Genomic DNA, 14,982 nt, shown 5'->3' on the forward strand with positions numbered 1-14,982 from the left:
TGGAAAGCGTGCGAGACCGACAGACGGCGCGTCTTACGGTCCTTGAACCGCTCGGCCACCACCGCCACCGCGTCAGCAGCACCCGAAATCACCACTGACGACGGGCCGTTGACGGCAGCGAGCCCCACCTCACCGCCCAGCAGCGGCACCACTTCCTCCTCGGTGGCCTGGATCGCCACCATGGCTCCACCAGGCGGCAGCGCCCCCATCAGCCGACCCCGCGCCGTGATCAGCCGCGCGGCATCCTCCAAGCTCAGCACTCCCCCGACATGGGCCGCCGCCAGCTCCCCGATGGAATGGCCGACGAGGAAGTCCGGCCGCAGTCCCCAGGACTCAAGGAGCCGATACAGCGCCACCTCCAGCGCGAAGATGGCGGGCTGGGTGAACTCCGTACGCTCCAACGCCGCCTCATCCTCACCCCACATCACCTCCCTCAACGGCAGCCCCGACGCCTCACACACCGCGTCGAACGCCACCGCGAACACCGGGAACACCTCATACAACTCCCGCCCCATCCCCAGGCGTTGACTCCCCTGCCCGGTGAACAGAAACGCCAGCTTGCCCTCGCGGGCCCTGCCGGTGACGACGGACGGCGACGGGGCCCCCCGGGCCAGCGTGGTGAGGCCCGTGAGGAGGGCCGTACGGTGGTCGGCGACGATCGCCGCACGGTGTTCGAGGGCCGCGCGGCCGGTTGCCAGCGACAAGGCCACGTCCGTGGGGGCCAGTTGCGGGCGTTCCTCCAAGTGGGAGTGGAGGTGTTCGGCCTGGGCCCGGAGCGCCTCCGGACTCCTGGCCGACAGGGTCCACAGAACGGGCCCCGCGCTCCCCACGGCCGGCGGGGCGTCCTCGTCAGCGGGCGGCGCCTCCTCGATGATGACGTGGGCGTTCGTCCCGCTGATCCCAAAGGACGACACCCCCGCGCGGCGCGGGCGCCCCTCGTCCGGCCACTCCCGCGCCTCGGACAGCAGCCGGACCGCGCCCGCCGTCCAGTCCACCTGCGGGGTCGGCTCGTCCACGTGCAGCGTCCTCGGCATGACACCATGCCGCATCGCCTGGACGACCTTGATGATGCCCGCCACGCCCGCCGCGGCCTGGGTGTGGCCGATGTTCGACTTGATCGAGCCGAGCCACAGCGGGCGGTCCCGCTCCTGGCCGTACGTGGCGAGCAGCGCCTGCGCCTCGATCGGATCGCCCAGCGTCGTCCCCGTGCCGTGCCCCTCGATGAGATCGACCTGGTCGGCGGAGATCCGGGCGTGGGCCAGAGCCTGCTTGATCACACGTTGCTGGGATGGGCCGTTGGGGGCGGTCAGGCCATTGCTCGCGCCATCCTGGTTCAGGGCGCTCCCTCGTACGACCGCCAGCACCGGGTGGCCGTTGCGGCGCGCGTCCGACAGCCGCTCGACCAGGAGCATCCCCACGCCCTCGCCCCACCCGGTGCCATCGGCGGCCGCCGCGTACGACTTGCAGCGGCCGTCGGGTGCCAGACCGCGCTGGTGGCTGAATTCGACGAACGTCTCCGGCGTCGCCATCACGGTGACGCCGCCCGCGAGGGCGAGGGTGCATTCGCCCGACCGCAGCGCCTGGACCGCCCAGTGCAGGGCGACCAGGGAGGACGAGCAGGCGGTGTCGACGGTGACGGCCGGGCCCTCCAGGCCGAGGGCGTACGCGACACGGCCGGAGGCGATCGCGCCCGTACTGCTGTTGTAGGTGTAGTCGTGGTACATCATCCCGGCGAACACACCGGTCGGGCTGCCCCTCAGTGTCGTCGGATCGATCCCCGCCCGCTCCAGCACCTCCCAGGACGCCTCCAGCAGCAACCGCTGCTGCGGATCCATGACCATCGCCTCGTTCGGCGCGATCCCGAAGAACTCGGCGTCGAAGTCGGCCGCGTCGTACAGGAACGCTCCTTCCCTGCTGTACGTCTTGCCGGGGCGGCCGGGCTCGGGATCGTAGATGCCCGGCTCGTCCCAGCCACGGTCGGTGGGAAAGCGCGAGACGGCGTCCGTCCCGTCGGCGACCAGCCGCCACAGCTCCTCGGGCGAGGCCGCGCCGGGGTAGCGGCAGCTCATCGCCACGATCGCGATGGGTTCGCGGGAGGCGGCCCGCAGGGCGCGGTTGCGGGCGCGCAGACTCTCGGTCTCCTTGAGCGACGCGCGCAGCGCCGCCACGAGTTTGTGGTCGGTGTCGGCCATCGTGTCCTCAGGCTTCTCGCGTCGCGTCGTCCAGGGCGGTGTCCTGCAGCGCCATGCTGATGAGGGTTTCGGTGTCCATCGCGTCGATCGCGTCCTGCTGCTCCGGCACGGAAACGGGCACGGGCGCGGACGTGGCGGGAGCGGCACCGGCGAGTTCGAGCAGGGTGTCCATCAGGCCCGCGTCGTGCAGCCGGGTGAGCGGGATCGAGGCGAGCAGACGGCGGACCGTCTCCTCCTCGTCGGCGCCCGCGCCGCCGTCGGCGTCGTCGGGCGCCAGTTCCGCGGTGAGGTGTTCGGCCAGCACCCGGGCGTTGGGGTAGTCGAAGAGCAGGGTGGGTGGCAGCCGCAGCCCGGTGGCGGCGTTGACGGCGTTGCGGAATTCGACCGCCCCCAGCGAGTCGAATCCGAGGTCACCGAAAGCCCGCTCGGGTTCTATGGCCTCCGGGCCCGCGTGTCCCAGCACGGCGGCCGCATGGGTGCGGACGAGGGTGAGTGTCGCGCCGTACCGCTCGTCGGCGGGCAGTGCGGCCAGCCGCTGCCGCAGTTCGGCCGACCTTCCCTCGTCGTGCCGCGCCGACACCGCCCGCCGCGCGGAGCCACGTACCAGGCCGCGCAGCATCGGGGGTACCTCGGCCGCGGTCAGCGCTTTGGTGTCCAGGCTCACGGGGACCAGTGCGGGGGCGGCGAGTGCGCAGGCCGTGTCGAAGAGCTTCAGCCCTTCGGCTGGCGACAGCCCCAGCAGGCCCGTACGGCCGATCCGCTGTCGGTCGTGCTCCGCCAGCTTCCCGGCCATCCCGGCCCCGGTCATCCCGGCGTCCGTTGCCCACAGGCCCCAGGCCAGGGACTGGGCGGGCAGGCCCTGGGCGCGTCGGTGTACGGCCAGCGCGTCCAGGAACGCGTTGGCCGCCGCGTAGTTGCCCTGGCCGGGTGCGCCGACCGCGCCTGCCGCCGAGGAGAACAGCACGAACGCGCTCAGGTCCATTTCACGCGTCAGCTCGTGCAGATGCAGTGCCGCGTCCACCTTCGGACGCAGCACCCGGTCCACCCGCTCCGGTGTGAGCGACGCGATCACCCCGTCGTCCAGCACACCGGCCGCGTGGACGACGCCCGACAGCTCCCGGCCCGCCAGCAGCGCGGCCAGGGCCTCACGGTCGGCGACGTCGCACGCCGCCACTTCCACCTCGGCGCCCAGCCCGGTCAGCTCGGCCACCAGCTCCGCCGCACCAGGTGCGTCCGGTCCACGGCGGCTGGTCAGCAGCAGCCGCCGGACCCCGTGTCCGGTGACCAGATGGCGCGCCACCAGCCCGCCCAGCGCCCCCGACGCGCCCGTGATCAGCACCGTGTCGCCGAAGACGGACGACGGTTCGGACTCCGTCACCGACGCGGCTCGCAGCCGTGGTGTGGAGACCTTGCCGTCGCGGACCGCCACTTGGGACTCCCCTGCCGCCAGCGCCAGCGCGATGTCCGCGTCGTCCGCCGCCCCGGCCACGCCCCCGCCCACGTCGACCAGGACGAACCGCCCCGGGTCCTCCGACTGGGCGCTGCGCACCAGACCCCACACCGCCGCTCCGGGCAGGTCGGTGATGTCCTCACCGGCCACGGACACCGCGCCCCGGGTGACGACCGCCAAAGTTCCGGTCTCGGTCTGGAGCGCCGTCAGCACGGAACGCAGCGCGGACCGGACATCATCACCCTCGGGCCGCCACACCGTGATGTCGCTTTGCCCCTGTGCGGCCGCCGCCACCGGTGTCCACTCCACCTGGAACAGCGAGTCGACGCGGGCGAGCGATGGTACCGCCATCGGCCGCAGGGTCAGGGAGTCCACGGAGATGACCGGTCGCCCCGTGCCGTCCACGGCGTCCAGGGTGACCTGGTCCTGGCCCGGTGACGTCACCCGCACCCGGAGCACATCGGCGCCGGAGGCGTGCAGTTCCACGCCCGTCCAGGAAAAGGGAAGCACGACGCGGTCGTCGGCCGACAGCAGCGGGATCGTGTGCAGGGCCGCGTCCAGCAGCGCCGGATGCAGTCCGAACCGGTCCGCCGCGCCGGGCAGGACGACCTCGGCGAACACCTCGTCGCCACGCCGCCAGGCGGCCTTCAGCCCCTGGAAGACGGGCCCGTACGACACTCCCGCGTCCGCCAGCGCCTCGTACAGGCCCGCCACGTTCACGGGTTCCGCTCCGGGTGGCGGCCACTGCGCCATCTCCTTCGCACCGTCGCCGGTGGCCGGGGCCAGTGTCCCTGCGGCGTGGCGGGCCCAGGGCTGTTGGACGTCGTCCTCGCCACGTGAAAACACCTCGACTGGCCTGTGGCCGGACCCGTCATCCGGTCCGACCAGCACTTGGAGGGCCACGGCGCCGCGCTCCGCCAGGACCAGTGGCGCTTCGATCGTCAGTTCCTCGATCCGGCCACAGCCCACCTCATCGCCCGCGCGGACCGCCAGCTCGACGAAGCCCGTACCGGGGAAGAGGAGCCCGCCGCCGACGACGTGTTCGGCGAGCCAGGGCTGTGTCCCGGCCGACAGCCGCCCGGTCAGCACGGTCTGGTCCGTGCCCGCCACCGCGACCGCCGCTTCCAGCAGCGGGTGGTCGGATGCCTCCGGCCCGCGCCCCGACTCCAGCCAGTACGACTGGCGCTGGAAGGGATAGGTCGGCAGATCGACGCGCCGCGCCCCGCGCCCGCCGAGGACGGCCGTCCAGTCGACCCGGACTCCGGCGGTGTACAGCCGCCCGACCGCGGTGAACAGGCTTTCCGTCTCGGAACGGCCGCGGCGCAGGGTGGCCGCGGTGATGCCCTCAGCCTCCGTCGTGCCCTCAGCCGTCGTCGCGCCCTCGGCCACCGTCTGCCGCACCATCGCCGTCAGCACGGCGTCCGGGCCGACCTCCAGGAACCGGGTGACCCCTTCGTCCCGCAGCGCGCGCACATCGTCGGCGAACCGCACGGTGTCCCGCACATGGCGCACCCAGTACTCCGCCGACGCCATGTCCTTCGTCAGCCGGATGGCCGGTTCGCGGTAGGTGACGCTCTCCGCGACCTCCCGGAAATCCTCCAGCATCGGGTCCATCAGCGGCGAGTGGAAAGCGTGCGACACCTTCAGCCGGGTCGTCCTGCGGTCACTGAACCGCTCCGCGAGCGCGGTCACGGCGTCCTCGGCACCGGAGACGACCAGGGACGACGGGCCGTTGACCGCCGCGAGCGCCACCCGTTCCCCGAGGTGCGGGGCGATCTCGTCCTCGGTGGCCTCGATGGCCACCATGGCGCCACCGGGCGGCAGCGCCTGCATCAGCCGTCCGCGCGCCGTGATGAGCCGGGCCGCGGCCGCGAGATCGAACACCCCGGCCACATGGGCCGCCGCCACCTCTCCGATGGAATGCCCGGCCAGCACATCCGGTTTCATCCCCCACGACTCCAGCAGCCGGAACAGCGCCACTTCGAGCGCGAAGACGGCGGGCTGGGTGAACTCCGTGCGGTGCAGGGCCACTTCGTCGCCCCACATCACCTCACGCAACGGCATGTCGAGCACGTCGCACAGCTCGTCGAACGCGGCCGCGAACACCGGGAACGTGTCGTACAGTTCCCGGCCCATCCCCGCCCGCTGGCTGCCCTGCCCGGTGAACAGGAACGCCAGCCTGCCTTCGGTGACCGAGCCGATGACGGTCTCGGACGTTCCGATCCGCACCGCGCGGTGCTCCAGCGCGGCCCGTCCCGTCGCGGCCGAGTACGCCACGTCCAGCGCGTCCTGTCCGACGGAGGCCATCCGGTCGAGCTGGGCGTCCAGCGCCGCCCGTGTCCTGGCCGACACCACCAGCGGAACGACCGGCAACTCCCGCCGCTCCGCAGACGTTTCCTCGAGGGCCGGGGCCTCTTCGATGATGGCGTGGGCGTTGGTCCCGCTGATGCCGAAGGAGGACACGCCCGCGCGGCGCGGACGCTCGCCACGCGGCCACTCCCGCGCCTCGGTCAGCAGCCGGACCTCGCCCGCCGCCCAGTCCACCCGCGGGGTCGGCTCGTCCACGTGCAGCGTCCTCGGCATGACACCGTGCCGCATCGCCTGCACCATCTTGATGACGCCAGCCACCCCGGCCGCCGCCTGGGTGTGACCGATGTTCGACTTGATCGAACCCAGCCACAACGGTTCCGCGCGGTCCTGACCGTACGTGGCGAGCAGCGCCTGCGCCTCGATCGGATCGCCCAGCGTGGTGGCCGTGCCATGGGCCTCGACGGCGTCCACCTCGGTCGCCGACAGGCCCGCGTTGGCCAGCGCCTGACGGATCACACGCTGCTGGGAGGGGCCGTTGGGGGCGGTCAGGCCGTTACTGGCACCGTCCTGGTTGGTCGCGGTGCCCCGTACGACCGCCAGGACGGGGTGGCCGTTGCGGCGGGCGTCCGACAGCCGCTCGACCAGCAGCATCCCCACGCCCTCACCCCAGCCGGAGCCTTCTGCCGCGGCGGCGAAGGACCGGCACCGGCCGTCCCGGGACAGGCCGCGCTGCTCGCTGAACTCGATGAAGTTGTCCGGCGTGGCCATCACGGTGACGCCGCCCGCGAGGGCGAGGGTGCATTCGCCCGACCGCAGCGCCTGGGCGGCAAGGTGCAGGGCGACCAGGGAGGACGAGCAGGCCGTGTCGACGGTGACGGCCGGACCCTCCAGACCGAGGGTGTAGGCGACCCGGCCGGAGACGATGGCGCCCGTGCTGCTGTTCTGGCTGTAGTCGTGGTACATCATCCCGGCGAACACACCGGTCGGGCTGCCCTTGAGCGTCGTCGGATCGATACCGGCGCGCTCCAGCACCTCCCACGACGCTTCCAGCAGCAACCGCTGCTGCGGGTCCATGACCATCGCCTCGTTCGGTGCGATCCCGAAGAAACCGGGGTCGAACTCGGCCGCGTCGTACAGGAATCCGCCCTGGTCGACGTAGGTGGTCCGGGGCCGGGTGGCGGTGGGGTCGTAGATCCGCTCCAGGTTCCAGCCCCGGTTGTCGGGGAAGGCCGAGATGGCGTCCGTCCCGTCGTCCACCAGCCGCCACAGATCCTCCGGCGAGGTCACCCCGCCGGGGTAGCGGCAGGCCATGCCGATGATGGCGATCGGATCGTCGCCGTCGCCCGGGGTGGTGACCGGCGTGACCTGGTCCTCGCGCACGGTTCCCGACACCTCGTCCAGCAGATGGCGCGCGAGAACGGCGGGGGTCGGGTAGTCGAACACCAATGTGACCGGTAGCCGGAGGCCCGTGGTCTGGCCCAGCGCGTTGCGCAACTCCATCGCGGCCAGCGAGTCGACTCCCAGATCGCGAAACGCGCGCTCCGGGTCGACGTCCTCCGGTCCGGCGTAGCCGAGTGTCATGGCGGCTTGGGCGCGGACCAGGGTCAGCAGCGTGTCCAGCCGCTGGTCCTCGGTCAGGCCCACCAGCCGCTGGCGGAGCCCGTCCGCGTCGGCCCGGGTCCGGGCGGTGGCGCGGGTGACGACGGGCACCAGCCCGCGCAGCAGCTCCGGCACCGAGCCGCTGGCGCGGACCGCCGCGAGGTCCAGCTTCACGGGGACGAGCGCGGCGGGGGCGTCCGCCCGTACGGTGTCCGCCCGTACCGCCGCGTCGAACAGTGCCAGGCCCTCGCGGGGGGACAGCGGGAGGATGCCACCGCGGGCCATACGGGACCGGTCGGTGTCGCCCAGGCTTCCGGCCATACCGGAGCTGGTCTGCCACACACCCCAGGCCAGGGACTGGGCGGGCAGGCCCTGGGCCCGGCGGTGTGCGGCCAGCGCGTCGAGGAACGCGTTGGCCGCCGCGTAGTTGCCCTGCCCCGGTGAGCCGATCACCCCGGCGGCCGAGGAGAACAGCACGAACGCGCTCAGGTCCATCTCGCGCGTCAGCTCGTGCAGATGCAGCGCGGCGTCCACCTTCGGACGCATCACCCGGTCGATCCGCTCGGGCGCCAGCGAGGTGATCACGCCGTCGTCCAGTACACCCGCCGCGTGCACCACACCCGAGAGCGTCCGGCCCGCCAGCAGCGCGGCCACGGCCTCCCGGTCCGCGACATCACACGCGGCGACGTCCACCTCGGCCCCGAGGCCGGTCAGCTCCGCCACCAGTTCGGCGGCGCCCGGTGTGTCCGCGCCCCGGCGACCGGTCAGCAGCAGCCGCCGTACGCCGTACTCGGTGACCAGATGCCGCGCCACCAGAGCGCCGAGCACCCCCACCCCGCCGGTGATGAGCACCGCGTCGCCGAACACCGGCACCGGGGCGTCCTCCGTGTCGGCTGTCTCCGTCAGCCGGGCGAGCCGGGGCGCGTAGAGGGTGGTGCCGCGCGCCACGATCCGGGGCTCTCCGGTCGCGCACGCCGACGCGATGACGGCGTCGTCCGCCCTGTCAGCCGTGCCGTCCAGGTCGACCAGGACGAACCGGCCGGGGTCCTCGGTCTGGGCGCTACGGACCAGGCCCCAGACCGCCGCACCGGCCAGATCGGGAGCGTCCTCGCCGGTCACCGGCGTCGCGCCCCGCGTGACCACCACGAGACGGGAAGTGGCGGACTGCAGCGCCTCCAGCACCTGGTTCACCGCGGTACGCACATCGGCTCCGGCAGCGACACGCAGCACCTCCGTATCCCGCGCGATCGCCTCCGTATCCCGCGCAGCCGTCTCGGTGTCCGCGTCCCCGCCGCTGGGGAGCGGTGCCAGGGCGACGTGGTAGAGCGATTCGGTGCGGGGACGGGCCCGTACGGCGGTGAGCGGGCGCAGCACCAGGGACTCGATCGTCGCGACGGGCTCACCGGTCGCGTCGGCGATCGTCAGGGCCACGACGCCGTGCTGGCGCGGGGTGACGCGTACGCGCAGCGCGCCCGCGCCGGCGGCGTGCAGTTCCACGCCCGACCAGGCGAACGGCAGCAGGGCCGCGTCGCCGGTGCCCGCCGGGGAGAGGCCGATCGCGTGCAGGCCCGCGTCGAGCAGGGCCGGGTGCAGACCGAAGCCATCCGGCTCGGCACCGTCCGGCAGGGCGATCTCGGCGAACACCTCGTCCCCGGCCCGCCACGCCGCTCGCAGCCCCTGGAAGACCGGCCCGTACGCCAGGCCCGTGTCGACCAACTCCCCGTACAGGGCGGCGACATCGAGGTCCAGCGGCTCGGCCCCGGGTGGCGGCCAGGCGGTCAGGCCGCCGCCACCGGCCGGGGTTCCGGCGGTCAGCAGGCCGGTGGCATGGCGGTTCCAGGGCAGGTCGATGGCGTCCTGGCCACGGGAGTACACCGTGACCGCGCGGCGGCCCGCCTCGTCCGGCGCGCCGACGACGACCTGTACGGCCACGTGGCCGCGCTCGGTGAGGACCAGCGGTTCGTGGAGGGTGAGTTCCTCGATCCGGCCGCAGCCGACCTCGTCGCCCGCGCGTACCACCAGTTCCACGAACCCGGTGCCGGGGAAGAGGACCGATCCCTCGATGACGTGGTCGGCCAGCCAGGGCTGGGTCCCGGTCGACAACCGTCCGGTGAGCACCACCTCGTCCGAGTCCGCGAGCGTGACCATCGCGCCCAGCAGCGGGTGGCCGAGTGCCCCCAGTCCCATCGAGGCCGCGTCGGCGCCCGCCGCCTGGTCGGTCAGCCAGTAGCGGCGGTGCTGGAAGGCGTACGTCGGCAACTCCGTCTGCCGGGCGCCGGATCCGGCGAACACCTTCTCCCAGTCGACGGCCACGCCATGGGTGTGGGCCCGGGCCAGAACGGTCAGGAAGCGGTCCAGGCCACCGTCGTCGCGGCGCAGGGTGCCGATCGCGGTGTGTTCCATGCTGGGTGCCAGCACCGGGTGCGCGCTGGCCTCGATGAACACGTCCATGCCCCGCTCGGTGAGCAGGCCGATCACCCGGTCGAACTCCACGGTCTGCCGCAGATTCCGGTACCAGTAGCCCGCGTCCAGCCCCGTGGTGTCCATGAGGTCGCCGGTCACGGTGGAGTAGAAGGGGATCCGCGCGGCGCGGGGGCGGACCGGCGCCAGCACCTCCAGCAGTTCCTGCTCGATCCGCTCCACCTGGGCCGAGTGCGAAGCGTAGTCCACCGGGATCCGCCGCGCCCGCACCTCCTCCGCCTCACACGCGGCGAGCAGTTCGTCCAGGGCGCCCACCTCGCCCGAGACCACCGTGGAGGCGCCGCCGTTCACCGCCGCGATGGACGTACGGTCGCCCCATCGCGCGAGCCGCCGTGCCACCTCCTCCCGGGGCAGCGCGACGGACACCATTCCTCCCTGGCCGGACAGCGCGGGCAGCGCCCTGCTGCGCAACGCCACCACCCGGGCCCCGTCCTCCAGCGACAGCGCTCCCGCCACGGTCGCGGCGGCGATCTCCCCCTGGGAGTGGCCCACCACGGCGACGGGCTCCACCCCGTAGTGCCGCCACAGCACCGCGAGCGACACCATCACCGCCCACAGCACGGGCTGGACCACATCGACCCGTCGCAGCATGGCCTCGTCGCCGAGCGCGTCGCGGAGCGACCAGTCCACGAAGGGCGCCAGCGCCTCCGCACACGCGGACATGTGCTCGGCGAACACCTCGGACGCCGTGATCAGTTCGGTCGCCATCCCCACCCACTGCGACCCCTGCCCCGGGAACACCATCACCGGGCCGGTCGCGGAGCGGGCCGCCACCACCGGGGCCTGCCCCCGCACCAGCGCGTCGAGGCCCTGCGCGATCTCCTCCGGGCAGGTGCCCACCACCGCGGCCCGGTACGCGAAAGGGGCCCGCCGCGTCGCCAGCGACCACCCCACGTCCGCAGGGCACGCATCCCCCGCCAGGTCCCGCAGCCGCCCGGCGTACGCCCGCACCGCGGCCTCGGACTTGCCCGAGATCACCCAGGGCACCACCACCGGGCGCTCCTCCTGCGTGTCCTCCGACGTGTCCTCCGGCTCCGGCGTGTTTTCGACGGGCGGGGTCCCGATCGGCTGGGTCCCGATCGGCTGGGTCCCGATGGGCGGGGCCTCCTCCAGGACCACGTGTGAGTTCGTCCCGCTGGCGCCGAACGACGACACGGCGGCGCGGCGCGGGCCGTCGCCCTCCGGCCAGCCGCGGGCCTCGGTCAGCAGCCGGACGTTCCCCGCCGACCAGTCCACCTGCGGTGTCGGCTCGTCCACATGCAGCGTCTTCGGCAGGGTCCGGTGGCGCATCGCCAGCACCATCTTGATCACACCGGCCACGCCTGCGGCCGCCTGCGTGTGTCCGACGTTCGACTTGACCGAGCCCAGCCACAGCGGCCGGTCGTCGGGGCGGTCCTGTCCGTACGTGGCGAGCAGCGCCTGTGCCTCGATCGGGTCGCCCAGCGTCGTCCCCGTGCCGTGTGCCTCCACCGCGTCCACATCGGCCGCCGACAGGCCCGCGTTGGTCAGCGCCTGCTGGATGACCCGGCGCTGGGACGGGCCGTTCGGCGCGGTCAGACCGTTGCTGGCGCCGTCCTGGTTGACGGCGCTGCCACGAACGACCGCCAGCACCCGGTGGCCGTTGCGGCGCGCATCCGACAGCCGCTCCAGCACCAGCACGCCCACGCCCTCGCCCCACCCGGTGCCGTCTGCCGCCGCGGCGAACGCCTTGCACCGGCCGTCCACCGACAGGCCCCGCTGACGGCTGAACTCCACGAAGGTGACCGGTGTCGACATGACCGTCACCCCACCGGCCAGCGCCAGCGAGCATTCGCCGCCGCGCAGCGCCCTGACCGCCATGTCGAGCGCGACCAGCGACGACGAGCACGCGGTGTCGACCGTCACCGCCGGGCCCTCGAGGCCGAGGGTGTAGGCCACCCGGCCGGACACCAGCGCGCCGGTCACACTGCTGGCCGGATAGTCGTGGTACACCAGCCCGGCGAACACGCCCGTCGCGCTGCCCTTCAGCGACAGCGGATCGATCCCGGCCCGCTCCACCGCCTCCCAGGAGGTCTCCAGCAGCAGCCGCTGCTGCGGGTCCATCGCCAGCGCTTCCAGCGGGCTGATCCCGAAGAACTCCGGGTCGAAGTCGCCCGCGCCGTCGAGGAAACTGCCCTGGTTGACATAGCTGCTGTTCTCGCCCGAGCCGTCCGGGTCGTACAGCCCGTCCAGGTTCCAGCCCCGGTCGGTGGGGAATGCGCCCACCGCGTCCCGGCCGTCGGCGACCAGCTCCCACAGCCCCTCGGGCGTGTCCGCGCCACCGGGGAAACGGCAGGCCATTCCCACGATCGCGACCGGCTCCCGCTCCCGGCCCTCCACCTCGTGCAGACGGCGCCGGGTCTGCTGCAACTCACCGGTGGCAAGCCGCAGATACTCCCGCAGCCGGTCTTCGTTGGAGTCCTTCGACATCGTCATCAACCCATCCGTGAAAGTCCACAAGCAGACGCGGTGTCCGTCAGGACAGTCCCAGTTCCTTGTTCAGCGCCTCGAACAGCTCGTCGTCGGAAGCATCGGAAGCGGGCACCGAGGCGCCGTCCGGCCCGCCACCCGCCACCACACCGCTCCTGGCGTCCCGCGCCCGCCGCGACGCCGCCTCCAGCCGGGCCGTAACCTTGGCGTGGGCCGCGTCGTCGTCCGACGCGAGCGCCGTCAGGGCGGCCTCCAGCCGGCCCAGCTCGGCCAGCAGCGGCGCGGCGCGGTCGGCCTCGGCCGGGCGCAGTCCGTCGTGCAGGAGACCGGCGACGGCGAGGGGGGTCGGGTGGTCGAAGACCAGGGTCGGCGGCAGCGCCAGACCGGTCTCGGCGTTGAGCGCGTTACGCAGTTCCACGGCACCCAGCGAGGTGAGGCCCAGCTCGTTGACCGCGCGGTCCGGCGGCACCTCGTCGACGCCGTCGTGTCCCAGGACGCGCGCGACATGGCTACGTACCAGCTCCAGCAGGAGCTGTTCGCGTTCCTCCCCGGTCAGTCCGTTCAGCCGCCGCTCCAGCGCCTCCCGGCCGGGCGACGTGCTGCGGGCCGGGGCGCGTACGAGCCCGCTGACCAGGGCCGGGAGCGCCCCCGTCGCGGCCTGGGAGCGCATCACCGCCAGGTCGAACCGGATCGGAAGTGTCACGGGCGGCCGTCCGGGCACAGTCGCCACGTCCAGCAGCGCCAGCCCCTCGCCGGGAAGCAGCGGTGGCATTCCCGTGCGCCGGAGCCGCTGCAACTCGGCCTCGTCCAGCCGGTCGGCCATCCCGCCGACCTGGGTCCATGGCCCCCAGCCCAGGGACAGTGCGGGGAGCCCCTGGGCGGTGCGGTACCGGGCGAGCGCGTCCAGCCAGGCGTTCGCGGCGCTGTAGTTGCCCTGCCCGGCGCCACCGAGCGTGCCCGCGATGGACGAGAAGATGACGAACGCCGAGAGGCCGTGGTCGCGGGTGAGTTCGTGCAGATGCCAGGCAGCGTCGACCTTCGGCCTCATGACCGCGTCCAGGCGCTCGGGCGTCAGCGCCCCGATCAGTACGTCGTCCACCACACCGGCCGAGTGCACGACGCCCGTCAGGGTCCGCCCCGACAGCAGCGCGGCCACGGCGTCCCGATCGGCGACATCACAGGCGGTTACTTCCACTACCGCGCCCAACTCGGTGAGTTCTCGGACGAGTTCGGCCGCGCCCGGCGCCTCCATGCCCCGGCGGCTGGTCAGCAGCAGGCTCCGCACACCGTGCGCACCGGCCAGGTGGCGGGCGGTGAGGGCGCCGAGCCCGCTCGTGCCACCGGTGATCAGGACCGTACCGTCCGGGTCCCACGAGGGGGCGCCGTCCAGCGCGGGGACGCGAGCCAGCCTGGGCACCAGGATCCCGCCACCGCGAACCGCCATCTCGGGCTCACCGAGGCGCAACGCCTCCTCGGGCAGGTCGGCGGCGGTGTCGGCGCCGGCGTCGGCATCCAGGTCGACCAGGACGAACCGGCCCGGGTGCTCCGCCTCCGCCGCGCGCACCAGCCCCCACACCGCCGCATGCCCCAGGTCGGTGGCGTCGGTCGCGCCCCGGGTGACGACCACGAGCCGCGAGGTCACCGCCTGCTCATCATCGGTCAGCCACTTCTGGACGACGGTCAGCACCTGCTGGGTCAGCGCGCGGAAGCCCTCCGGCGTGGTGTCCGCTGTGGGCGGGCACGCGTAGACCACGTGAGCACCGGTCTCGGAGTCTGCGAGTGACGTGGGTGGCGCGGGTGACGTGTGTGGCGCCGGGGGCGCGATCCACTCCACGTGGAAGAGCGATTCCCGTCCTCCGGTGTGGGCCCGCACCTCCTCCGTGGAGAGGGCACGTGTCCCGACCGACTCCACCGACAGGACCGGACGCCCTTCCTCATCGACGCGCACCGAGGACCCGCGCCACTCGTGGGCGAGCGTCGGTTCGACGTCGGTGTCCACCCCGGCGGCCTCAGCGGCGGCGTCGAGCATGGCGGTGTACGTGGTCTCATCGCGCGTCCAGGAGGGTCCGTCGGGCCCGGAGGCCAGGACACCCGTCGCGTACTTCGCCCAGACGGTCTGGCCGTCGCGCCGCGCGTACACACGGACGGATCCCGCCTCGCCGACCATCACGCGCAGGGTGATGGCGTCCTCGGTGTCGGTGATGACCAGCGGTGCGTGGAGGTCAAGCTCTTCGACCCGGCCATGGCCCGTCCGCTCGGCGGCGAACAGGGCCAGTTCGAGGAACACCTGCCCGGGCACCACCACCGCGCCGAAGGCGTCGTGGTCGGCGAGCCAGGGGTGGGAGTCGAGGGACAGCCGCCCGGTGAACACCGCCCCGCCGTCCTCGGGAAGCTCCACCATCGAGGTCAGCAGCGGGTGGTCGACCGTGTCGGCCCCGGCGAGGGCGGTCGGCCGCTCGACCAGCCAGTACCGCTTGCGCTGGAAGGCATACGTGGGCAACT

Annotated in this window: 3 protein-coding genes; all 3 read right to left on the minus strand. The window is 73.1% G+C overall.

The genetic code is table 11. The features are described from left to right. Nucleotides 1–2,168: type I polyketide synthase (locus ACZ6CL_RS41815; RefSeq protein WP_468946544.1), on the minus strand; the 2,168-nt coding region annotated here is incomplete at its 3' end. A 31-nt stretch (nt 2,169–2,199) separates the two neighbouring features. Continuing rightward, nucleotides 2,200–12,486, minus strand: coding sequence for an SDR family NAD(P)-dependent oxidoreductase (locus tag ACZ6CL_RS41820; RefSeq protein ID WP_468946541.1), 10,287 nt, complete (start codon nt 12,484–12,486; stop codon nt 2,200–2,202). A gap of 40 nt (nt 12,487–12,526) precedes the next feature. Beyond that, nucleotides 12,527–14,982, minus strand: a 2,456-nt coding sequence (locus ACZ6CL_RS41825; RefSeq protein WP_468946543.1) for a type I polyketide synthase, incomplete at its 5' end; no start/stop codon positions are given.

This window comes from Streptomyces sp. NPDC041200 (genome assembly GCF_055591805.1).